The organism is Rhizobium sp. CFBP 8752 (genome assembly GCF_014842035.1).
Taxonomy (GTDB): Bacteria; Pseudomonadota; Alphaproteobacteria; order Rhizobiales; family Rhizobiaceae; genus Neorhizobium; species Neorhizobium soli.
Genome location: NZ_JACYUZ010000004.1, coordinates 135,595 through 157,764 on the forward strand (window position 1 = coordinate 135,595; position 22,170 = coordinate 157,764).

Here is a 22,170-nt window from a genome sequence, read left to right on the forward strand (position 1 = left end):
AGAGAGGCGAAATCGATAACACTTCAGTCACGAGGTCGTCAGGTGAGCGCAATGAGCCCGCGAAGGGCACCACACGATCGGTCAGGCAGTCCTGATTTAATCCTGAATACGCTCGTTTGGAACTCTCCATGCGGCGTTGGCGTTCGGTTGTCGAATATATCTCAAGGAGACGTGGATGGACCAGTTACGGGATCAGCTCGAGGATCAGCTGGCAGCACTTGTCCAGGAAGCGGCGCCACCCCTCGAACGGCAGTGGTGGCATAGCTCGACCGTCTACCAGATCTATCCGCGCAGCTTCTGCGATCTGAACGGTGACGGCATCGGCGATATTCCGGGCATTATCTCGAAACTGGATTATATCGCGTCTCTCGGCATCGACGTCATATGGCTCTCCCCGATCTTCAAATCGCCGATGCATGACAACGGTTACGACATCTCGGACTATCGCGATATCGCGCCCGAATTTGGAACGCTTGCCGATTTCGATCTGCTGGTTGCCGAGGCTCGACGCCTGGGCATCGGCATCTTGCTCGATCTGGTTGTCAATCACACGTCCGACGAACACCCGTGGTTTCAGAACTCACGAGCCTCTCTCGACAATCCGTTTCGTGACTTCTACGTCTGGCGCAAGCCGGGTCCTGACGGCGGACCTCCCAACGATCTCCAGTCGACATTCGGCGGCCCCGCCTGGACGCTCGACGAGACGACCGGCGAATACTACCTGCATCTCTTCTCGCGCCGCCAGCCCGATCTGAATTGGGAAAACCCAAAGGTCCGTGCCGAAGTTCATGACATGATGAACTGGTGGCTGGAACGCGGCATTTCCGGTTTCCGGATGGATGTCATCGATTATATCGGCAAACAGGTGGACCAGGGCGTGGTGACCGACGGTGCGCACCTGCACGAATATCTGCAGGCGATGAACCGCGAGACCTTCGGTGGCCGCAACGTCCTGACCGTCGGCGAGGCGTGGAGTGCCACACCTGCATCGGCACTTCTCTATTCCGGTCGCGAGCGGCAGGAACTCTCGATGGTGTTCCAGTTCGAACACGTGACCCGCCAATGGGATGAAACATACGGCAAATGGCAGCCGAAAAGCTTCGACCTCGTCGAACTGAAGTCGGTGCTGAGCAAATGGCAGAACGCGCTGGCCGACGACGGCTGGAATTCCTTGTTCTGGGGCAATCACGACCTGCCGCGCGCCGTCTCGAAATACGGTGATGCCACAGGTTATCCCGTGGAATCGGCCAAGATGCTGGCGACGGTGATGCATCTGCTGAAAGGCACGCCCTTTATCTATCAGGGCGAAGAGATCGGCATGACCAACATGCCGTTCACCGCGATCGAGCAGTACCGCGATATCGAGACGCTCAACATGTATCAGCTGCATGTGGATGCCGGCCGTTCGCCTGAGGATTTCATCATGGGCGCCAACGCGAACGGCCGCGACAACGCCCGCACGCCGATGCAGTGGAACAGCGCAGCTTATGGCGGTTTTTCCACCGTAGAACCCTGGATCGGCGTCAATCCGAACTATGCGTCGATCAATGCGGACGTGGCGATGAGCGACGAGCGTTCGGTCTGGAACCATTACCGCCAGCTGATTGCCTTGCGGAAATCCCATCCGGTCATCGTCTACGGCAAATACCAGTCGTGGCTCGACGACAATCCCGACGTCTTTGTCTACACCCGCAAACTGGACAGGGACCTGCTGGTCGTCATCGGCAGTTTTTCAGCCCGCGAGGTAAGTCTGGATCTGCCGGAAGAGCTGCGCGTATCCGGCAGTTGCCTCATCTCCAACGAACAGCCGATCGAAGCGCTCTCGGAGACGATCGTTCTCAAGCCGTATGAAGCCTTCGCCATCCTGCACCGGATGCCATGACGAAAAGTTTTCAGTCTTAGAGAGCCCTGCGCCCGGAGGCGTAGGGCTCTCATCTACTTCCGCAACAGCCTCAGCGCATTGATCGTGACCAGCACGGTTGCGCCGGTGTCGGCGAGGATCGCCGGCCAGAGCCCGGTTATGCCGATCACCGTCGTCACCAGAAACACCGCCTTCAGACCGAGCGCGATGGTGATGTTCTGATGGATGTTGCGCATCGTCTTCTTCGACAGGGCAATCATTGCTGCGATATCGGCCACCCGGCCATGCAGCACAGCGGCGTCGGCGGTTTCGAGCGCAACATCCGTGCCGCCGCCCATGGCGATGCCGACATCTGCCGCCGCCAAGGCCGGTGCGTCGTTGATCCCGTCCCCGACCTTGCCGACGACGAAACCGTCACGCTTCAGTTCGCCGACGATACGGCTCTTGTCTTCCGGGAGCAGGTCAGCGCGGACCTCGATCCCCAGCTCCTGCCCGATTGCAACTGCCGTGCGCGCATTGTCGCCGGTCAGCATGACCGTTTTCACGCCCGCTTCGGTGAGAGCCAGAAGCCCAGCCTTGGCATCGGCGCGCGGCTCGTCGCGCATGGCGATCGCACCGGCGAGCACGCTGCCGACGATCAGCACGGAGACGGTTTTGCCCTCGTCGTTGAGCGCTGCGATCCGGCGGCTGTGCGCCATAGACATCGACACCCGCTCGGCGGCAGCCTTGGGAGAGCCGAAGAAGACGTCCTGTCCCTCGACCTCTGCTGTCAAACCTTTTCCGCCGAGCGCCTTGCCATCACTCGACTGCGGAATGACAACTTCGTCTTCTTCAGCTTTCGCGAGGATGGCCTTTGCAAGTGGATGGCTGGAGCCGATTTCCAGCGCGGCCGCAAACCGCAGCACTTCATCGGCACTGTGGCCGAAAGCAATGACATCGGTGACCTGCGGCCGTCCCTCGGTCAGCGTGCCGGTCTTGTCGAGGGCAACAACGGTCAGCTTTCCGAGTGTCTCGAGCACCGCACCGCCCTTGATCAGGAGGCCACGGCGGGCACCGGATGAAAGCGACGCAGCGATCGCCGCAGGCGTCGAGATGACAAGTGCGCAGGGGCAACCGATCAGCAGAATGGCAAGCCCTTTGTAGATCCACTCGTTCCAGTTACCACCGGCAATGAGCGGCGGCAGGATGGCGACCAGAGCGGCAACCGCAACGACGCCGGGCGTATAGTACCGCGAAAAGCGGTCGATGAAGCGTTCGGTCGGCGCCTTCTTTTCCTGCGCCTCCTCAACGAGGCGAACGACGCGGGCAATCGTGTTGTCTTGCGCAGCGGCGGTGACACGCACCCGAAGCGCGCCATCGGTGTTGATGGTGCCGGCAAACACGACATCGTCGACGCCCTTGGCAACCGGCGTGCTTTCGCCCGTGACGGGCGCCTGATCCACCGCGCTCTGGCCTGACATGATGACGCCATCGGCTGATATCCGGTCGCCGGGCCTGACCAGGATGATCGAACCGATCGCAAGGCTTTCGGCCGGCACGGTTCGCGTCTGGCCGCCTTCCTCCAGAAGTGCTTCCTTCGGCACCAGAGCGGAGAGGCTCCTGATGCTGTCGCGTGCCTTTCCGGCGGCAACGCCTTCCAGCAATTCGCCAACGAGAAACAGGAAGACGACGGCCGCCGCTTCTTCCGACGCATCGATCACCACCGCGCCGACAGCGGCGATCGTCATCAGCATTTCGATCGAGAACGGCGTGCCGGCGAGCGCTGCCATGATCGCGCGCCGCGCGATCGGCACGAGACCGATCAGCATCGCGGCGGTGAAGATATAGGTCTCGTAAGCGGGAAACAGGTGGCCGAGCCCATAGGCAACTGCAAATGCCAGGCCGGCCATAATGGTCAGTCGGCCCTTGGCGGATTTCCACCATGGGCCCTCCATCGGACCGTGGTCATGCCCATGCAGGCCTTCAGTGGCGGCCGTGTCCTGCTCATGATGGGAATGGTCATGACTGCTTCCATGATCGTGATCATGATGGTCGGCGTGATCAGCAACGGGGATGACTAGCTCGGCCGAGCGGTTTCGCTGCGAAAGCTGTCTCAGCGGATAACCGAGACCGGAAACACGCTTTTCGACGGCGCTAAGATCGGCGCTGTCATTGTGGCTGACCGTCATCGTGCCCGCGGCAACCGATACCGAAACATCCTCGACGCCGGGCATGCGGCGGACAGCCGTGTCGATCTTGGTGGCGCAGCTGGCGCAGTCCATACCGCCGACCTTGTATCGCGCCTGATTTACTGCCGTCATCGTGCTGGTTCCCTGCCGTTCGTCTCAGATCACCTCTCGTGTCTACAACCTCTAGCCACTAGAGCTGCAAGAGGGAAAACGCCCACACGTGCGTTCCTATTGCAGTGCATATCCACATGGATATTGCGCGTGCACAATTATTGAGCTTGCGGGGAAAGCGATGAAAAAATACTGTCGTTCTACGCTCGGCGCTGTCCGAGCAGCCAATTCAACACCGATTGTTCGACAAAGGATCACCTCATGAAGGCTCATCGCCTCACCAAGTTTGCAGCGCTTGCAATTCTTGCCACGTTTTCCGGCGTCGCCTCGGCCAGTGCCCAGACGAAGACCTTCACCATTTCCTGGTGGGGCTATAACGGCGACAAGATGAAAGCCAACATCATCGAGCCGTTCAAGAAGATCTGCGGCTGCGACATTGTGTTTGAAACCGGCAACAATGCCGACCGCTTGAACAAGCTGAAGCTGCGCGACGGCAAGGGCGTGGACGTGATCTACCTCTCGGATAGCTTCTCCCAGCTCGGCGTCGCACAGGGCCTGTTTCAGGAAGTCGACGCATCCAAGATCCCGAACCTTTCGGAAATCTACGAACTCGGCCGCAATCCGCAGGGCAAGTATGGTCCGGCCTACACGATCGGCCGCGTCGGTCTCGTCTATGACAGCGCCAAGGTGGATCCGGCGATCACCTCCTGGGCCGATCTCTGGCGCGCCGACATGAAGAGCTCGGTCTCGCTGCCGGGCATCACCACCACGGCCGGCCCGATGGTCGTGTTGCAGGCCGGCAAGCATGCGGGCGTCGATGCCTACGAGGACTCCGAAAAGGCCTTTGAGGCGATCAGCGAACTGAAGCCCAATGTGGTCAAGAACTACAATACCGGCTCCGAACTTGTGAACCTGATCTCGACCGGCGAGGTGCGCGTTGCCCTGGCGCAGGATTTCACGCTCGCTTCGATGCAGGCAGCCGTCAAGACCATGACCTGGGCGACACTGAAGGAAGGCGATATCGCCACGCTCAACATGGTCAACATTCCGAAGGGCTCCGAGAACGTCGAGCTGGCGCACCAGTTCATCAACTTCGTTCTGTCGAAGGAAGTCCAGCAAAAGGAAGCCGAACAGGGCGTCGATGCGCCGATCAACAGCAAGGTCGAGCTTTCGCCGGAACAGGCCAAGATGTGGACCTATGGCGCAGACCAGGTCTCGAAGCTTGGCCGCATCGACTATGCCAAGCTGAATGATGCCAAGACCGACTGGATCGACCAGTGGAACGAGGTCTTCGGCCAGTAATCCCAGTCACAGACGACGAGCCCTCTCCTCGATCCAAGGAGAGGGCTTTTCCTGATCCGGGCAGGGATTGCGGAGCACATCCGCTGCGGGAACGCCGGTGCCGGAAAGTCGCAGGGCAGCCCGGAATTTGAAAGAACAGACATGAAGCGTTTTGCCAAATGGGGGCTGACGATGCCGGCGACGATTGCTGTCGTCGTCGCTCTCGTTATTCCGGTTCTCTTGACCATCGCCACCACGTTCGGTGAGCCGAAAGGCGCCTTTTCGACCTACACCGCCTTCTTCAACAGCGGCTTCCGCACCAATATCCTCTACCGTACGCTGCGTATCGCCCTCATCACCACCGCGATCTCGCTGGTCATCGGCTTTCTGACGGCTTACGTGATCGCCCGCATGCCGGGGCGGCTGAAGTCTGTCGCCATCATCGCTGCGGTCTTCCCGCTTCTGACCGGCGTCGTGGTTCGCTCATTTGCCTGGCTGATCATTCTTGGCAAGAACGGCATCGTCAACGACACGCTCATGTCGCTCGGCATCATCTCCGAGCCGTTGTCCATGCTCTACACCGAGGGATCGGTAATCGTTGCGATGGTCTATCTGTTCGTGCCGCTGATGATCCTCACCCTGACCGGCGTGCTCGAGGGCATTCCGCGCGAAGTGGTCGAAGCCTCAACCTCTCTGGGTGCAACGCCGATCGCCACGTTCTTCCAGGTCATCCTGCCGCTTGCCGTGCCGGGCCTCATCGTCGGCGCTGTCCTGGTCTTTACCGGCAGCTTCACCTCCTACGCGACGCCGCAGCTGCTGGGCGGCGAGCAGATGATGATGATGGGAACGCTGCTTTACCAGCGCGCCATGGTCACCTTCGACTGGGTGGGCGCCTCCACCATCGCAGCGATCATGGTGGTCATCACCATTGCCGTAGTGACGATCATGAGCCGCATGGCGCGGCGCCTCAATCCGATGGCGGTATGACAAGATGACCACACGCATCCATCCCCTCCTCGGCGCGTTCGCCGCCCTCGTCTTCCTTTTCCTGCTCGCGCCGCTCGTCATCATCGTCGGCGCGTCGCTTTCCGACACATCCTACCTGACGTTTCCGCCGCAGGGGCTGACGCTGCGGTGGTTTGCCAATATCTTTGAGATCTCCGCTTTCCGGAACACGGCGATTACCAGCTTCCAGGTGGCGATCCTCGGAACAGCGCTGTCGCTGCTGATGGGTATTCCTGCCGCCTATGCGCTAAACCGGTACCGCGTCGAACTGCCGAAATGGCTTTCCACGCTGTTCGTCCTGCCGATCCTGGTCCCCGAAATCGTGTTCGGCTTCTCGCTTCTGAAGTCGATTACCATCGGCTTCGGCCTGCCGGTCTATCCGAGCCTGATCCTCGGCCACGCGCTTCTTGTTCTTCCCTATTCCGTGCGCGTCGTCGGTGCGAGCCTTGCGGCCTTCGACTTCTCCGTAGAAGAAGCTGCGATCAGCCTTGGTTGCCCGCCGCTCAAGACCTTCATGACGGTCGTGCTGCCGAACATTCGCGCCGGCGTCATCGCCGCCTTCATCCTCGCGTTCATCACCTCGATCAACGACGTGTCCATCTCGGTGTTTCTGACCGGTCCCGGCATTTCCACGCTGCCGATCCAAATTCTGGCCCATATGGAGCAGTTTTTCGACCCCACCATCGCCTCCGTCTCCGTGCTTTTGATGCTGGTGACGGTTGGCGTGATGGCCATCGTCGAAGCCACGCTCGGCCTCACCTTCCTGACCAAGTAAGACGAGTAGAACCCTTTTGACCGTATCGCTCACCATCGAAAAACTTTCCGCCCATTACGGATCGACACAGGTCCTCAAGGACCTGTCGATCTCGGTCGCGGCCGGCGAGCTCGTGTCGCTGCTTGGCTCATCCGGCTGCGGCAAGACGACGACGCTGCGGATCGTCGCAGGCTTTCTTGAGCCGACCAGCGGCCGCGTGCGGCTTGGAGATCGCGATCTCACCACGCTTCCGGCACATGCCCGCGATATCGGGCTTGTGTTCCAGAACTACGCGCTCTTTCCTCACCTGACCGTGATGGAAAACGTCGCCTTCGGTCTGAAGCAGCGCGGCATTGCCAAACCCGATCGGGCCAAGCGGGCAGGGAGCATGCTCGACCGCGTCGGCCTTTCACACCTGGCCGACCGCCTTCCGTCGGCGCTGTCAGGCGGCCAGAAGCAACGCGTGGCACTGGCCCGCGCGCTCGTCATCGAACCACCGCTCCTGATGTTCGATGAACCGCTCTCGAACCTCGATGCCAAGTTGCGCGTGGACATGCGCGTCGAGATCCGCCAGTTGCAGAAGGCGAACGGCACGACGTCGCTTTATGTCACCCACGATCAGGAAGAAGCCTTCTCGATCTCCGACCGCGTGGCGATCATGAATGCAGGCCGCATCATGCAGCTCGACACGCCGGAAGTCCTCTATCGCAAACCGGCAAATGCCTTTGTCGCCAGTTTTGTCGGGTTCGAGAACCTCATTCCGATGAAGGTGGTCACCCGCGACGGAGCGACCGTCACAGCCGAAGCTGCCGGCGGTGCAAGACTGTCGTTCTCGCAGGATGTCTTCGGCCCGATCAAGGACGATTTCGTTCTGGCCACCCGCGCCGACGGCCTTGTCGCCCGGCAGTCCGGCGAAGGCATTCCCGCGACCCTTGGCACCCGCACCTATCTCGGCCGCGCCTACCAATACAAGTGCAAGACCGTCGCCGGAGAGATCACCGCGAATGGAGCACTGTCCGAACCTTTCGACCCTGATACGAACGCTGTTCTGGTGCCTGTTGCCGAACAGTGCTGCATCCTTGCTCCGGAAGCCTGAGCCTCGATTTACAAACCTCAAGCCGCTCCTCAAAAGTATGACTTTTCGCAGCGCTTGCTCTCGACAAGGCGGGCCTGCCCGCGCTATCGAAGGCCAAAATGTTCGGGGAGGAAACCGCGAGATGCCAGAGCCTAAGTCGATCATTCTAGATTGGGGCACGAGTTCGCTCCGTGCCGCGCTAGTATCTGAAACGGGCGAAACGCTCGATACCCGCGATACGACAAGCGGCGGCATCCAGTTCGTCAAGGATGGGGCTTTCGAGGACGCCCTGATGGAAACGGTCGGGGCATGGTTCGACGCGCACGGCGCAATCCCAGTCCTCGCGAGCGGCATGATCACCAGCCGCAATGGCTGGATCGAGGTGCCTTACGTCGATGCGCCCGCGGGTCTTGCCGAACTGGCAGCCGGCACGCGGCAGATCACGCTTGGCAACGGCGCCATCGTCACCTTCCTGCCCGGCATGCGCGATCCCGCGGCGAAACCGTTTCCGGACGTGATGCGCGGCGAGGAAACGCAGATCGTCGGCTTCGGGCTGGACAAGAACCGGACCCTGGTTCTGCCCGGCACCCACAGCAAATGGGCACGGGTCGAGAGTGGCCGGATCGCCGGTTTCCAGACCTATGCGACCGGTGAAATCTTCGCTCTGCTGACCAAGCATTCATTTATCGCCAAGGCATCCGAGCCGGCACCGGGCTCCGAGCCGCGCTGGGAGGCATTTGACCGTGGTGCCGGGTTTGCCGCAAGCGACGCGCGTGCCGCCGACGCGTTCCTGTCTGCCGTCTTCAGCGCCCGCACGGGCGTGCTCGCCGGCGTTCTGGCACCTGATGATATCGGCGACTACGTTTCCGGTCTTGTCATCGGTTCGGAGTTCCGTCAGGCCCGCGCGGCAGGCTGGCTGAAACCCGGTGAAGCCATCGGCATTGTCGGCAACAACGTGCTGAACAGCCGTTACAGCCGCGTCGCGCCGCTGTTTGATCTTGATATAGAGCCGGGCCCAACCGATGCCGCCAAGCGCGGCGTCCAGTTGATCGCCGGACAATTGCAACTGACGAATGAAGGATAGTTCGATGACGTTCCAAGACGCGCTGCAAGCCTGCAATCTGGTTGCCATCCTGCGCGGCATCACGCCTGACGAGGCCGAGCCGATCGGCGAGGCGCTGATCGAAGCCGGCTGGCGCATCATCGAAGTCCCGCTCAATTCGCCGGAGCCGCTGAAGAGCATCGAGAAACTGCAAAAGCGGTTCGGGGACAGGGCGCTGATCGGTGCGGGAACGGTGCTGACGACCGCTCAGGTCGCAGACGTCGCCTCGACGGGCGCAACTGTCATCATCTCGCCGAACGCGAACCTCTCGGTCATCGAAGCGAGCGTCTCGCGCGGCATGATCAGCCTGCCGGGCGTCGCGACGCCGTCTGAAGCCTTTGCGGCGATCGGCGCCGGTGCGACCGGCATCAAGGCCTTCCCGGCGGAGGCGATCCCGCCCATGGTCATCAAGGCCTGGAGGGCAGTTCTGCCGAAGGATATGCCGGTTCTGGCCGTTGGCGGGATTACGCCTGACAACATGAAATCCTTTATCGACGCCGGCACGAACGGCTTCGGCATCGGCGGATCGCTTTACAAGCCGGGCGACGATGTTGCGTCGGTGGCGGCCAAGGCCAAGCTATTTATCGAGGCGATGCGCCGCAGCTGATACCGAATCAACGCCATGCGCCAATCCGCGCATGGCCTTTTTCGACCAATCGGCGTAAAGCAGCGGTTCTTGAATCAGCAATGCACCGCATCCTTATGAAAATCCTTCCTGAAGAGCAGTTTTCCAAAGACGAACCGCAGTTCGAGGATGACATGGGCGAAGACGAACTTGTCCAATCTGCGTATTTCCTGATCGAGGCGCTGACCTTCGCCCCGGTGGCGAAACCGGGCACGCCCGAAGAGCCGTCGAAACCATCGCCAAATCAACGCTTTCGGACCGAAGGTTCCGTGTCCGATGCGGCCTGCAACCGGTTGACCGTACGTCGGAACTTGGCCTAGGCATAGTTCCCCGCCATACTCAGCCGAGATTCGCATGACGATCATCCGACCCGACATCAGCGCCCGCGCTGCGGCCGCTCCGCGTAGCGGTATTGGCGAAATCGTCACCTATGCACGCGGTCGTGACAACCTCATGCCGCTGTGGATCGGCGAAGGCGACCTTGCGACGCCCGACTTCATCACCCGCGCGGCCAGCGACGCGCTTCTCGCAGGCGAGACATTCTATACCTGGACGCAAGGGATCCCGGAGCTTCGCCAGGCAATCCTGCGCTACTACCAGCGCCACTACACGGCCGATCTCTCAGTCGACAACATCTATGTCACCGGATCGGGCATGCAGTCGATCGTGCTGGCGATCCAGACGGTCGCATCGGCCGGCGACGAAGTGATCTATTTGTCACCGGCTTGGCCGAACGCTGCCCATGCCGCGAGTGTTTCCGAAGCAAAGGCCGTACCTGTCGTCCTCGATTTCATCGATGGCAGGTGGGTGCTCGATGCGGGCCGACTGGAAGCTGCGATCACGCCGAAAACCCGGGCGCTGTTCATTAATACCCCATCCAACCCGACGGGCTGGACGGCAACGAAGGATGATCTCGAGGCGATTCTCGGCCTTGCGCGCCGCCATGGTCTCTGGATCATCGCCGACGAAATCTACGGGCTCTACTATTTCGAAGGCACGCGGGCACCATCGTTCATGGATGTCATGGACGCGGAAGACCGCATCATCTTTGCCAATTCCTTCTCGAAGAACTGGTGCATGACCGGCTGGCGCATCGGCTGGGTGGTAGCGCCGACCGAGATCGGCCAGACGCTCACCAATCTCATCCAGTACTCCACATCAGGCGTTGCGCAATTCATGCAGAAGGGCGCGATTGCGGCACTCGACCTTGGCGACGAGTTCATTCGCTCCAATGTCGAGCGTGCCCGAACCTCGCGCGACATTCTGTGTGACGCGCTGGTCGCCACCAACCGTGTCGAAACGCGAAAGCCCGAAGGGGCGCTCTACGCGTTCCTGAAGATCGACGGCGTAACAGACAGCCGCGCCGAAGCCTTCAGGATTGTCGACGAAACCGGCGTCGGCATGGCGCCGGGCACCGCATTCGGCCCCGGCGGCGCCCCCTTCATGAGAGCATGTTTTCTGCGCGACCCGAAGCAGATCGAAGACGCGGCCGAGCGGCTATTCGCCTATATCCGCCGACGTTGACCGGACGAGCTCGTCAAGATCGGCGATGGGCGAATGCCGGTTTCGCACTCCACCCATCAGCGATCTTGAGATCGACGTCAGTTGCACTGACCGGCCTGGTTGAGGGCTGCGGTCACGCCGCTGAGCGAGAACGTGTAGGATGTGCGGGTGCCTCTCCCCGAGACGGCCTGAAGCGTCATATTGCTTCCCGTACGCATGGCGTCGATCATCGCGGAATCATTGCTTTCCTGCTGCGTCCAGCCGGAGTTGCCCCGCGGCGTCATGGCAAAAGATTTGCCATCGATCGTGACCGTTATCTGTGAGCTGTTTTGAAGATCATATCCCATGATGGCCTGCGGATAATATCCGCTGCCCGAAGGCTTGGGCGCCACGAGGAAGAAGTTATCGCCGTGGTTGACGCTTGCGGGCGTCGCCTGTTTCGGAATGGTCAGGACGTAGCAGCTTTTCGAAGCTCCCGCCTGATAGGAATAGACGTTCCAGTCGCCGAACTGCCTCAGCATCGTCGGGCTCGGCTGGGCAAATGCCGGCAGGGCAATCACGGCTGCAAAGAGAGGCGCAAGGGCGAAAGGTTTGAAGGACATCTCGTCTCCTGTTGGGAATGGCAAGGGAAATACGGGTACGAATGCATCCGTATGTGATCCCATAGGGGGAGGAGGCGGTTACCGGAAAGTTAAAACTTTCACCTTCTGCGACGTCGCCTCCGCCAAATCCGGTCTGGAACCGGGCAGATGTGATCACCCGAAAGAGACGAAATATCGCGTTTCCGGTTCTTTAGCGCGATCGCTGCGGCCAGCCTCACGGCATCTTCACAAATGCGTCAAACCTGTAACGAAACCGAGGCTTTTTGCCGTGAGGCGATGCGGACAAGAAAAGTCGTGGCCGTTACAGTCAGATGAAATTCGACATCCGAATCGCCCGGATGCAGCAGGATCGCATCATAGGCGGCAAGCAATGTGCCATCTTTCAGCACCAAATCCGACGTCGGCAGAACCAGGGTCACGTCCGAACCGTTCGACGTAATGACGCGTTCACTGGCGGGGAGCATCGTCACGCCGTGAATAAACTTTCCGCGCCGGGTCATGACATTGAGATCGGTGATCGGGCCAGAGAGCAGCCTTGCGCTGGTCACTGCATCGGCCGGAAACGCGTGGGGCGGCGTGTCGGGGCGCAGGACACGATCGGGCTCGCCCTCGACCGAAAGCTCGATCCCGTCGCCCGTCAAAATGCTGAGGGTCCGGTCTATGTCCGCGAACACAGAGAACGGGCCGTCCTCGGCCACCGTCGCCATGCTGATACGCCAGTCGAAATCATCGACCGACGCAGCCTCGGGAAAGACGGCGATCTCCACCGTCTCGCCCTTGCCGTTTTTCCAGGGCATCCGCTTATGGTCCGATGCAGGCAGGATGCGCATGCGCGTCAGTTCCCGAGGATGCCGGGAAGGCGAAGACCCTTGTCTTCGGCGCAGTCGATCGCGATCTCGTATCCCGCATCGGCGTGGCGCATGACGCCGGTCGCAGGGTCGTTCCACAGGACACGTTCGATCCGCCGGGCTGCATCATCCGTTCCGTCGGCGCAGATGACCATGCCGGAATGCTGCGAATATCCCATGCCGACACCGCCGCCATGGTGCAGCGACACCCAGGTGGCGCCGGATGCGGTGTTGAGGAGCGCGTTGAGGAGCGGCCAGTCGGACACGGCGTCCGAGCCATCCTTCATCGCTTCCGTCTCGCGGTTCGGCGAGGCGACGGAACCGCTGTCGAGATGGTCGCGGCCGATGACAACAGGCGCGGACAGTTCGCCGCTCCTCACCATCTCGTTGAAGGCGAGACCGAGCTTGTGGCGATCCCCCAGACCCACCCAGCAGATCCGCGCCGGAAGTCCCTGGAAGGCGATGCGCTCGCGCGCCATGTCCAGCCAGTTGTGCAGGTGGGTGTTGTCGGGCAGCAGTTCCTTTACCTTCGCATCCGTCTTGTAGATGTCCTCAGGATCGCCCGACAGCGCCGCCCAGCGGAACGGGCCGATGCCGCGGCAAAACAGCGGACGGATATAGGCCGGAACGAAGCCCGGAAAGGCGAAGGCATTTTCCAGGCCTTCGTCCTTGGCGACCTGGCGGATGTTATTGCCATAATCGAGCGTCGGCACGCCCGCATCCCAGAACGCCACCATCGCTTCCACATGCGCCTTCATCGATGCACGGGCGGCGACCTCCACCGACTTCGGACCGCTTTCGCGCTTGGCTTTGGCTTCCTCGACGGTCCAGCCGACCGGCAGGTAGCCGTTGCGCGGGTCATGGGCGGATGTCTGATCGGTGACGATATCCGGGCGAGCGCCGCCGGCTTTCATGCGGGCGACCAGTTCGGGGAAGATTTCGGCGGCATTGCCGAGCAGGCCGACCGATTTCGCTTCGCCCGCCTTGGTCCATTGGTCGATCAGCCCCAGCGCTTCGTCCAGCGTCTTTGCCTTGGCATCGACATAGCGGGTGCGCAGACGAAAATCGATGCGGGTCTCATCGCATTCGACCGCGAGGCAGCAGGCGCCTGCCATGACGGCTGCGAGCGGCTGTGCGCCGCCCATGCCGCCGAGGCCGCCGGTCAGGATCCACTTGCCCTTGAGGCTGCCGCCGTAATGCTGGCGGCCCGCTTCCACGAAGGTCTCGTAGGTGCCCTGGACGATGCCCTGCGTGCCGATATAGATCCACGAACCCGCGGTCATCTGGCCGTACATTGCCAGGCCCTTCTTATCCAGTTCGTTGAAATGGTCCCAGGTTGCCCAGTGCGGCACGAGGTTGGAGTTGGCGATCAGAACGCGCGGCGCATCCTTGTGGGTGCGGAACACGCCGACCGGCTTGCCGGACTGCACGAGAAGCGTCTCTTCCTCCGTCAGCGTCTTCAGGGTCGCGACGATCTTGTCGAAATCGTCCCAGGTGCGGGCGGCCCGGCCGATGCCGCCATAGACCACGAGTTCGTGCGGGTTTTCAGCCACATCAGGATCAAGGTTGTTCATCAGCATCCGAAGCGGTGCCTCGGTCATCCAACTCTTGGCATTGAGCTCGCTGCCTCTAGGCGAGCGGACATCGCGGATGTTGTGGCGTGGATTGGTCATGACGCGGCTCCCCAATTTCTTCTGATGATCAAACTTCAAGGACCGGCAGGATGCCCGGCGAGATGGCGTGGGCGAAGGCGCCGGATGCGACCAGTTCACTTGCGGCCTTTAGATCCGGCGCCATGTAGCGGTCATCCTCGAGCGCCGGCACCGCTGCGCGCAACACTGCAACGGCCTTCTCGAGTTCAGGGCTGGTCTTGAGCGGCCCACGCAGTTCGACGCCCTGGACGGCTGTCAGCGCTTCGATCCCGAGAATGCCGAACAGGTTTTCGGTCATGCCGAGCAGGCGGCGGGCGCCGTGGCAGGCCATCGACACATGGTCCTCCTGATTGGCGGAGGTCGGCGTCGAATCGACCGAGGCGGGATGCGACATCTGCTTGTTCTCGCTCATCAGAGCCGCCGACGTGACTTCCGCGATCATCAGGCCCGAGTTCAGACCGGGCTTCTTGGAGAGAAAGGCCGGCAGTCCGTAGGAGAGAGCAGGATCGACCAGAAGCGCGATACGACGCTGGGCGATCGCACCGATCTCGCAGATCGCGAGCGCCGTCTGATCCGCGGCGAAGGCGACCGGCTCCGCATGGAAATTGCCGCCGGAGACGACGGAATTGTCGGACAGAACCAGCGGATTGTCGGTGACGGCATTCGCCTCGATCTCCAGCGTCCTTGCGACGGACCGCAACAGTTCGAGGCAGGCGCCGTCGACCTGAGGCTGGCAACGGATGCAATAGGGATCCTGAACGCGCTCGTCGCCTTCAATGTGGCTCGCACGAATTTCGGAGCCTTCGAGAAGGTTGCGAAGCGCGGCGCCCGCATCGATCTGGCCCTTGTGGCCACGCAGGGTGTGGATGTCAGGATGAAACGGCGCGGACGAGCCCATCGCGGCGTCGGTCGACAGGGCGCCCGTAACAAGTGCCGTCTGGGCAGCGCGATGGGTGCGAAACAGTCCCGCAAGCGCCAGTGCGGTTGAGGTCTGGGTGCCGTTGATCAGCGCCAGTCCTTCCTTGGCGGCAAGCACGACGGGTGTCAGCCCCACCTTGGCGAGCGCATCGGCTGATGCCAGCCGTTCTCCCTGCAGAAAGGCCTCGCCTTCGCCCATCATCGTGGCGGCCATATGGGCAAGTGGTGCCAGATCGCCGGATGCGCCGACCGAGCCTTTTTCCGGAATGGCCGGAATGACGCCCTTTTCCAGCATGCCTTCGATCAGGCGGATCAACTCGAGACGGACACCGGAGGCGCCGCGGCCGAGCGAGATGAGCTTCAGCGCCATGATGAGACGTACCACATTCTCCGGCAGCGGCGCCCCGATGCCACAGCAATGCGACAGGATGAGATTGCGCTGCAGGGTGGCGAGATCGGCACTGTCGATCTTGATCGAGGCAAGCTTACCGAAGCCGGTGTTGATGCCGTAGACCGGCGCGTTTCCGGCGGCGATTTCCGCGATCCGTCTCGCCGCCCTTTCGATACCGGCATCGAAGGAGCGATCGAGAACCGCCGAACCGTTGTCCCAGTAGAGATCGGAAAGCTCGGCCAGAGTAACGCTGCCGGGGTGAAGCGTGATCGTCATAGCTGTTGACCTCTGAAGACGTTCGAATAAAGCGGGTTGAAGCCGATGCGGTAAACCAGCTCGGCCGGTCGCTGGATGTCCCAGATGGCGAAGTCCGCGGATTTGCCAGCCTCCAGCGTGCCGGTTTCGGAGAGAAGACCGAGTGCCCTGGCCGCCTCGCGCGTCGCGCCGGCGATGCATTCCTCGACGGTCAGCCGGAAAAGCGTCGCCGACATGTTCATCGTCAGCAGAAGCGAGGTGAGCGGTGACGTGCCGGGATTGCAATCGGTCGCGATCGCGATCCTGACGCCAACATCGCGCAGCATCTGCACCGGCGGCTTCTGCGTTTCGTTGATCGCATAGAACGCGCCCGGCAGCAGAACCGCAACCGTGCCTGACGCGGCCATCGCGGCAGCACCTTCGGCATCGAGATATTCGAGATGATCGGCGGACAAGGCACCGTAGGATGCCGCCATCGCGGCACCACCGAGATTGGAAAGCTGTTCGGCGTGCAGCTTTACGGGCAGGCCGAACGACGTCGCATGATCGAACACCCGCCGCATGTCCGCGACCGAGAACGCGATGCCTTCGCAGAACCCGTCGACAGCATCTACGAGGCCCTCCGCATGGGCAAGGTCCATAGCGGGCAGCACCACGTCGGTAATGTAGTCGCCGTTGCGTCCACGGTATTCGACGGGCGTTGCATGGGCGCCAAGGAACGACGTGACGACGCGGACCGGGCGGATCTTTTCGAGCGCCCGGGCGGCGCGCAGCATGTTGAGCTCGCCTTCGACCGACAGGCCGTAACCGGATTTGATCTCGAGCGTCGAAACACCTTCCGCGAGCAGCGTATCGACCCTTGGAAGCGCGGCCTTCACAAGCCCGTCGACGGAAAGGGCATTGGTCGCCTTGACGGAGGAGACGATGCCACCGCCTGCGCGCGCAACCTCTTCATAGGTGGCCCCTTCGAGCCGCATTTCGAATTCCATGGCGCGATCGCCGCCGAAGATCAGATGCGTATGGCAGTCGATCAGGCCGGGCGTGATCACCCTGCCCTCCACGTCGATGATCTGATCGGCTTCCAGAAAGGTTGACGGCAGATCGGACTCTGTGCCCGCGAAGACGATCCTGCCCCCGTCGACCGCAATGGCACCCTGCTCGATGAGAACAAGACCTCGCGCCTCGTCCGCAAGTGTCAGCAGACGGGCGTTGCGCCATAGGCTTCTGGTTGGCGCCACCGGTGAATTATCACTATTCTCGACCACGAAGCCTTCCTCTTTTTGTTTTAATGTATATACATAAAAACTCATGGCAAGAAGAATTTGCAGGCGCCTGCTGGACGCAGACGGGACCGACGAGTGGAGTTGGCAGTGAACACCATTTTTGCAGAAAGCGCACTGATCGGCGGGGAATGGGCGAGCAACACTCGCATGACGATAGAGCATGGCACCGTGAAGTCGATCGAGCGTAGCGCCATGCCCGCGGCCTCCGACGAGCGGCACCGGCTGATCGTGCCCGGCATGGCCAATCTCCACAGCCACGCTTTCCAGCGCGCCATGGCAGGACTGACGGAGGTTCGCGGATCAACGAGCGACAGCTTCTGGAGCTGGCGCACGCTGATGTACAAATTCGCCCTGTCGATGACACCTGACGATATCGAGGCGGTCGCTGCGCAGCTCTATATGGAAATGCTGGAGGCGGGCTTTACCCGCGTTGGCGAGTTTCATTACCTTCACCACGACCGCGATGGGCGCCACTATGCCAATATCGGCGAGCACGCGGAGCGGATTGGTGCGGCCAGCGCTGCCACCGGGATCGCTCTCACCCTTCTGCCGGTCTTCTACGCCCGCTCCGGTTTCGGGGGAATGGCACCGACGGAGGGCCAGCGACGCTTCATCAACTCGGTCGAAAGCTTTTCCACGCTGATGGAGGAATGCCGGAAGATCACGTCTGCGCTTCCCGGCGGCCAACTCGGCATCGCGCCGCACAGTCTGCGGGCCGCGACGCCGGAAGAACTGCGGGACGTTCTGCCGATGGCAGGTGGAGGCCCGATCCACATCCATATCGCCGAGCAAACGAAAGAGGTCGAGGACTGTATCGCGTGGTCGGGCGCACGTCCCCTCGAATGGCTGCTCGCCAACATGCCGGTCGATGAGCGCTGGTGCCTGATCCACGCTACCCATATGACCGAGGCGGAAACGCGCGACATGGCACGCCGAGGGGCCATTGCCGGTCTCTGCCCCATCACGGAAGCCAACCTCGGCGACGGCATATTTCCGGCGCCGGCATTTCTCGAGGAAGGCGGCCAGTTCGGCGTCGGCTCGGACTCGAACATCTCGATTTCGGTCGCGCGTGAACTTCGGCAGCTCGAATATTCGCAGCGTCTCGGACTTCGCTCGCGAAACGTCGTGGCACTACCGCAGCGATCGACGGGTGCGCGCCTGTTCCAGGAAGCGCTGAAAGGTGGCGCCCGCGCATTGCAGTCGCAGGACGACATCGTATCAGGTGCATCGGCGGATTTCGTCTCGCTCGATCTTGGGGCCGCACCCTACCTTTCGGCAGATCAGGTTCTCGATCAGTGGATCTTCGCTGACACGATCAAGGTGGATTGCGTCTGGGCGGCGGGCAAAAAGCTCGTGACGGGCGGCCTGCATGGGAGCCGAGAGACAATCGTCCCGAGGTTCCAGGCCGTGATGGCCGCTCTGCTTGACGCCGGCTGACCGGATATGGTGGAGAAGCCGTTTGATGCAGAGAGCCGAAGGACTTCGCCTTGACCGGAGAAAAAGACATCAAGGCGATGCGTACGGTGAGCACACTGCACCAGAAGATCCTGGGCGACATCGAGAACAATATCGTCAGCGGCGAATGGCCCCCGGGCTACAGGATCCCTTTCGAGGTCGAGCTCGCCAAGCACTACAATGTCTCGCGGATGACCGCGAACAAGGTTCTGACCCAGCTTGCCAATGCCGGACTGATCGAGCGGCGCAAGAAATCGGGCTCCTTTGTTGCCCAGCCGCGCAACCAGGCTGCCATTCTTGAGATCTACGACATCGAAGATGAAGTCCGCGCGCTGAACAAGGACTACCATTTCCGGATGGAGGAATGCCGGGAGCGGAAGACTGTGGCAACGGACCGGCTGCGCCTGAGCGTCTCCGGCAAGGAAAAATCCATCTACGTCGTCTGCCTGCATTTCTCCGACGGGAAGCCGTTCTGTCTTGAGGAACGACTGATCAATCTGAAGACCGTGCCGCAGGCAAAGGACATGGATTTCTCGACGGTTTCACCGGGCAAGTGGCTGATCGCGCAGATACCATGGACCGCTGCGGAACATCGGATCTCGGCCCAGCTTGCGGACGAAGAGCTGGCAAGGCGGCTGGAAATCACGCCGCAGTCTGCCTGCCTCGTGGTAGAACGCAAGACCTGGGACGTTTCCGGCCCGGTGACGTCGGTGCGGTTCAGCTACCCTTCCGACAGCCATGCGATCACTGCGCGCTTTGCTCCGGCCTCGAGCTGAGACCGGCTTGCCCACCCCAAGCATCCCTCGCCAATTCAGGCTTAAAATGCGGTCTGTCGCAGCCGGCTCGCCATTTCGCGTTGGACTTCGGGGGCTCAACGTGACCTAGTCATATGGTTCGTCGGCATAGGATGCCATCGATCCGGCGTTTGGAAAATTGGCGGCGCTGCCTCAATACGGACTGCGGGACCAAAAAAGCCGGTTACCTGCGAAACGTCACTGGGCTTGTTATCATCGACTAAGCGGATGGCAGCAAGATACCCGACATGCAAACGTGGTAGTCCGACATTCGGAGCCATGCTGACGACAGAGGCTGCCATGACACTTTCTTTCCCAAATCCCGCGCGCAGTTACGATGAATCGAAAAGACGCGTCCGCTTTCTGGGTCATGACGGCATGTTCGAGGTTCGGTTCTTCGTCGCTGCTGAAGTTCTCAGCAGCGACCTTGTTGAAAGAACTGCCGTCAGCGATGATTATCTTGCCTCTTTCGATGCGCTACGACCGAAGATCCTGAAGGCGGCCCAGGCTGCCTACAAGGCGAAAAACGCACAATCCATCATGCTAGATCTCGAGAACTTCAAATGAACAGACTTCTGCTGAGCGCCATCGCTCATCGTCCCGACATGATGTATTTTTCCGATCTGACCCAATGTCAGTCGAACTCGGGTCGGTGATCGCATGACGATCTTTTCGGTTCGTCACCTTACGTCCTACCAGTATCATAAGCCGGTCGAGTTCGGCGAACACAGGCTGCTGTTCCGACCAAGGGACAGTTTCGACCAGACGCTGCTCGTGTCGCGCCTCGAGGTCTTTCCAAAGCCTGCCTATGTCCGCTGGATCCATGACGTGTTTGGCAACTGCGTGGCGCTGGTCGGGTTTGAGGGTGCGTCTCAGAAACTCCAGTTCGAAACGACCATCAGGCTCGATCATACGCCGCAGCTCGCGATGGATTTTCAGATCGACGAGGAAGCCCTCACCTATCCCTTCACCTATGATCCGGTGGAAGCGTTCGATCTGGAATGCACCATCCGTCGCCATTACCCAGATGCCAACGACGAGGTTGGCAAATGGGCGCGGCAGTTCGTCAAACCCGGCCAGCCGACCGAGACCGGCCGATTGCTGATGACGCTCTGCTACGCGATCCGTGAAAGCTTCGTCTATGCCCGTCGCCACGAACACGGCACCCAGGCTCCGCTCGAGACGCTGCAGCTGCGTCGCGGGACCTGCCGCGACTTTGCGCTTTTGATGATGGAAGCCGCACGGGCCCTCGGCCTCGCTGCACGTTTCGTCACCGGCTATATCTACGTTCCCGATCGCGACGGATCGACGACGCTTGGAGGCGGGTCTACCCACGCCTGGTGCCAGGTCTACCTGCCGGGAGCCGGATGGGTGGAATTTGATCCGACCAACGGCATTGTCGGCAACCGCGACCTCATTCGCGTCGGCGTCGCCCGCGACCCGAAACAGGCTATCCCGCTTCGTGGCAGCTATGACGGTGAGGCGGAAGATTTCAAAAGCATGTCAGTGCAGGTCAACGTCACGACCGACGAGTTCCAGGCCAAACTTCATGGCTAAACGGAACCGTATCAACGCCCGGGCATTGCCGCATTGCTGCCATCTCGTCAACGGTATTTAGGAGACATCGCTTCATGAGGATACGCGCCGGTTTTCATCTGGGCTATGAATGCCAACAGCCGACTGCCATGCTTCTGGCGTTGAATATCCACCCCTCCCGTCGCGTAGATCTATTGACCGAACAGGTGCTGACTTTCGACAGACCGATCGAAGCCTGGGGTTATCAGGATGTCTTCGGAAACGCCTGCAGCCGCATCGTTGCACCGCCCGGCCTGACGACGATCTCGACCGAGTTCGAGATCTATGACACCGGGCTCCCGGACCCGATCCCGGAAGATGCGCAGCAGCACCTCATCCAGGATCTACCCGACGACGTTCTGGTGTTCCTGCTGGGCAGCCGTTATTGCGATACGGACCGTCTGTCAGACTTTGCCTGGAACACGTTTTCCTCGACTGATCTGGGCTGGCCGCGCGTCAAAGCCATTCTTGATTTCGCGCATAACCGCATTGCGTTCAACTATCAGAACGCCGATTCGCTGCGGACCGCGTTCGGCGGCTTCAACGACCAGACGGGCGTGTGCCGGGACTACGCGCATCTGGCGATCACCCTTTGCCGGTGCATGAACATTCCCGCACGCTACTGCACGGGTTATCTCGGCGACATCGGTGTTCCCAAGGATCACAATCCGATGGACTTCAGTGCATGGTTCGAAGTCTATCTCGGCGGCCGCTGGCACACTGTCGATGCCCGTCACAACAAACCTCGTATCGGCCGGATCCTGATGGCGACCGGTCGCGATGCGACCGATGTCGCGTTGTCCACGGCCTTCGGCCCGGCGATCTTGGCAAGGTTCGAAGTGATCACGGACGAACTGCCGATGGGCGGAGACGGGCAGGCGTAATAGCCGTGCCGAGTTTCTGACCCTTTGA

At 61.0% G+C, this 22,170-nt stretch carries 20 protein-coding genes; 14 read left to right on the forward strand and 6 right to left on the reverse strand.

From position 1 onward, the window contains the following. Window positions 1-175 precede the first annotated feature (175 nt). Entirely contained in the window at window positions 176-1,882 is a 1,707-nt protein-coding gene (locus IFT59_RS19230; RefSeq protein WP_192087857.1) for a glycoside hydrolase family 13 protein, read from the forward strand. A gap of 53 nt (window positions 1,883-1,935) precedes the next feature. Here IFT59_RS19230 and IFT59_RS19235 read toward each other — a convergent pair whose 3' ends face one another. Then, on the reverse strand, window positions 1,936-4,161 hold the full coding sequence (locus IFT59_RS19235) for a heavy metal translocating P-type ATPase (RefSeq protein WP_192087858.1): 2,226 nt from the start codon (window positions 4,159-4,161) through the stop codon (window positions 1,936-1,938). A 240-nt stretch (window positions 4,162-4,401) separates the two neighbouring features. Here IFT59_RS19235 and IFT59_RS19240 point away from each other — a divergent pair, with 240 nt between their 5' ends. The 8 genes from IFT59_RS19240 (at window position 4,402) to IFT59_RS19275 (ending at window position 11,506) form a co-directional block, all read left to right on the forward strand. Continuing rightward, complete coding sequence (locus IFT59_RS19240) at window positions 4,402-5,442, forward strand: ABC transporter substrate-binding protein (RefSeq protein WP_062576733.1); 1,041 nt, start codon at window positions 4,402-4,404, stop codon at window positions 5,440-5,442. Between the two features lie 141 nt (window positions 5,443-5,583). Beyond that, the gene (locus IFT59_RS19245) at window positions 5,584-6,408 is read left to right on the forward strand and encodes an ABC transporter permease (RefSeq protein ID WP_092664465.1); all 825 of its coding nucleotides are present in this window, start codon (window positions 5,584-5,586) and stop codon (window positions 6,406-6,408) included. Between the two features lie 4 nt (window positions 6,409-6,412). Further along, complete coding sequence (locus IFT59_RS19250; protein ID WP_062576729.1) at window positions 6,413-7,201, forward strand: ABC transporter permease; 789 nt, start codon at window positions 6,413-6,415, stop codon at window positions 7,199-7,201. Window positions 7,202-7,217: 16 nt separating this feature from the next. Next, window positions 7,218-8,276, forward strand: coding sequence for an ABC transporter ATP-binding protein (locus IFT59_RS19255; RefSeq protein ID WP_192087859.1), 1,059 nt, complete (start codon window positions 7,218-7,220; stop codon window positions 8,274-8,276). A gap of 121 nt (window positions 8,277-8,397) precedes the next feature. Further along, a complete protein-coding gene (locus tag IFT59_RS19260) occupies window positions 8,398-9,339 on the forward strand; it encodes a 2-dehydro-3-deoxygalactonokinase (RefSeq protein ID WP_192087860.1) in 942 nt (313 codons plus the stop codon). Window positions 9,340-9,343: 4 nt separating this feature from the next. Then, on the forward strand, window positions 9,344-9,964 hold the full coding sequence (locus tag IFT59_RS19265; RefSeq protein WP_092664457.1) for a 2-dehydro-3-deoxy-6-phosphogalactonate aldolase: 621 nt from the start codon (window positions 9,344-9,346) through the stop codon (window positions 9,962-9,964). A gap of 80 nt (window positions 9,965-10,044) precedes the next feature. Further along, window positions 10,045-10,302 (forward strand): hypothetical protein, encoded by a 258-nt coding sequence (locus tag IFT59_RS19270; protein WP_192087861.1) that lies wholly within the window; start codon window positions 10,045-10,047, stop codon window positions 10,300-10,302. A 34-nt stretch (window positions 10,303-10,336) separates the two neighbouring features. Beyond that, window positions 10,337-11,506 (forward strand): pyridoxal phosphate-dependent aminotransferase, encoded by a 1,170-nt coding sequence (locus IFT59_RS19275; protein WP_192087862.1) that lies wholly within the window; start codon window positions 10,337-10,339, stop codon window positions 11,504-11,506. A 77-nt stretch (window positions 11,507-11,583) separates the two neighbouring features. Here the strand turns inward: IFT59_RS19275 and IFT59_RS19280 are convergent, their stop codons facing one another. The 5 genes from IFT59_RS19280 to hutI form a co-directional block, all read right to left on the reverse strand. After that, window positions 11,584-12,087, reverse strand: a complete 504-nt coding sequence (locus IFT59_RS19280; protein WP_062576716.1) for an invasion associated locus B family protein — start codon at window positions 12,085-12,087, stop codon at window positions 11,584-11,586. Window positions 12,088-12,323: 236 nt separating this feature from the next. Then, the gene (locus tag IFT59_RS19285) at window positions 12,324-12,917 is read right to left on the reverse strand and encodes a HutD/Ves family protein (RefSeq protein ID WP_192078719.1); all 594 of its coding nucleotides are present in this window, start codon (window positions 12,915-12,917) and stop codon (window positions 12,324-12,326) included. Window positions 12,918-12,922: 5 nt separating this feature from the next. Further along, a complete protein-coding gene (gene hutU / locus IFT59_RS19290) occupies window positions 12,923-14,608 on the reverse strand; it encodes a urocanate hydratase (protein WP_192087863.1) in 1,686 nt (561 codons plus the stop codon). 28 nt (window positions 14,609-14,636) lie between these two features. Continuing rightward, window positions 14,637-16,172, reverse strand: a complete 1,536-nt coding sequence (gene hutH, locus IFT59_RS19295; RefSeq protein ID WP_192087864.1) for a histidine ammonia-lyase — start codon at window positions 16,170-16,172, stop codon at window positions 14,637-14,639. Beyond that, window positions 16,169-17,416: an imidazolonepropionase gene (gene hutI / locus IFT59_RS19300; RefSeq protein WP_446737848.1), complete on the reverse strand. Its 1,248-nt coding sequence runs from the start codon at window positions 17,414-17,416 to the stop codon at window positions 16,169-16,171. The genes hutH and hutI overlap by 4 nt, the downstream gene beginning before the upstream one ends. A 105-nt stretch (window positions 17,417-17,521) precedes the next feature. Between hutI and IFT59_RS19305 the strand changes: the two genes are divergently transcribed. The 5 genes from IFT59_RS19305 to IFT59_RS19325 all read left to right on the forward strand — a co-directional run bounded on the left by IFT59_RS19305 (window position 17,522) and on the right by IFT59_RS19325 (window position 22,142). After that, complete coding sequence (locus IFT59_RS19305; RefSeq protein WP_192087866.1) at window positions 17,522-18,871, forward strand: formimidoylglutamate deiminase; 1,350 nt, start codon at window positions 17,522-17,524, stop codon at window positions 18,869-18,871. Between the two features lie 77 nt (window positions 18,872-18,948). Beyond that, window positions 18,949-19,665, forward strand: coding sequence for a histidine utilization repressor (hutC, locus tag IFT59_RS19310; RefSeq protein WP_197978179.1), 717 nt, complete (start codon window positions 18,949-18,951; stop codon window positions 19,663-19,665). Between the two features lie 297 nt (window positions 19,666-19,962). Continuing rightward, the gene (locus IFT59_RS19315) at window positions 19,963-20,250 is read left to right on the forward strand and encodes a DUF1488 domain-containing protein (RefSeq protein WP_446737849.1); all 288 of its coding nucleotides are present in this window, start codon (window positions 19,963-19,965) and stop codon (window positions 20,248-20,250) included. 93 nt (window positions 20,251-20,343) lie between these two features. Beyond that, on the forward strand, window positions 20,344-21,240 hold the full coding sequence (locus tag IFT59_RS19320; protein WP_062458480.1) for a transglutaminase family protein: 897 nt from the start codon (window positions 20,344-20,346) through the stop codon (window positions 21,238-21,240). Between the two features lie 74 nt (window positions 21,241-21,314). Further along, complete coding sequence (locus IFT59_RS19325; RefSeq protein ID WP_062458483.1) at window positions 21,315-22,142, forward strand: transglutaminase-like domain-containing protein; 828 nt, start codon at window positions 21,315-21,317, stop codon at window positions 22,140-22,142. Window positions 22,143-22,170: the final 28 nt, after the last annotated feature.

Bases quoted from the DNA above. Each gene is read 5' to 3' on its own strand.
- IFT59_RS19230 (WP_192087857.1), top strand. From the start codon at position 176: ATGGACCAGTTACGGGATCAGCTCGAGGATCAGCTGGCAGCACTTGTC.
- IFT59_RS19235 (WP_192087858.1), bottom strand. From the start codon at position 4,161: ATGACGGCAGTAAATCAGGCGCGATACAAGGTCGGCGGTATGGACTGC.
- IFT59_RS19240 (WP_062576733.1), top strand. From the start codon at position 4,402: ATGAAGGCTCATCGCCTCACCAAGTTTGCAGCGCTTGCAATTCTTGCC.
- IFT59_RS19245 (WP_092664465.1), top strand. From the start codon at position 5,584: ATGAAGCGTTTTGCCAAATGGGGGCTGACGATGCCGGCGACGATTGCT.
- IFT59_RS19250 (WP_062576729.1), top strand. From the start codon at position 6,413: ATGACCACACGCATCCATCCCCTCCTCGGCGCGTTCGCCGCCCTCGTC.
- IFT59_RS19260 (WP_192087860.1), top strand. From the start codon at position 8,398: ATGCCAGAGCCTAAGTCGATCATTCTAGATTGGGGCACGAGTTCGCTC.
- IFT59_RS19265 (WP_092664457.1), top strand. From the start codon at position 9,344: ATGACGTTCCAAGACGCGCTGCAAGCCTGCAATCTGGTTGCCATCCTG.
- IFT59_RS19270 (WP_192087861.1), top strand. From the start codon at position 10,045: ATGCACCGCATCCTTATGAAAATCCTTCCTGAAGAGCAGTTTTCCAAA.
- IFT59_RS19275 (WP_192087862.1), top strand. From the start codon at position 10,337: ATGACGATCATCCGACCCGACATCAGCGCCCGCGCTGCGGCCGCTCCG.
- IFT59_RS19280 (WP_062576716.1), bottom strand. From the start codon at position 12,087: ATGTCCTTCAAACCTTTCGCCCTTGCGCCTCTCTTTGCAGCCGTGATT.
- IFT59_RS19285 (WP_192078719.1), bottom strand. From the start codon at position 12,917: ATGCGCATCCTGCCTGCATCGGACCATAAGCGGATGCCCTGGAAAAAC.
- hutU (WP_192087863.1), bottom strand. From the start codon at position 14,608: ATGACCAATCCACGCCACAACATCCGCGATGTCCGCTCGCCTAGAGGC.
- hutH (WP_192087864.1), bottom strand. From the start codon at position 16,172: ATGACGATCACGCTTCACCCCGGCAGCGTTACTCTGGCCGAGCTTTCC.
- hutC (WP_197978179.1), top strand. From the start codon at position 18,949: ATGCGTACGGTGAGCACACTGCACCAGAAGATCCTGGGCGACATCGAG.
- IFT59_RS19315 (WP_446737849.1), top strand. From the start codon at position 19,963: ATGCTGACGACAGAGGCTGCCATGACACTTTCTTTCCCAAATCCCGCG.
- IFT59_RS19320 (WP_062458480.1), top strand. From the start codon at position 20,344: ATGACGATCTTTTCGGTTCGTCACCTTACGTCCTACCAGTATCATAAG.
- IFT59_RS19325 (WP_062458483.1), top strand. From the start codon at position 21,315: ATGAGGATACGCGCCGGTTTTCATCTGGGCTATGAATGCCAACAGCCG.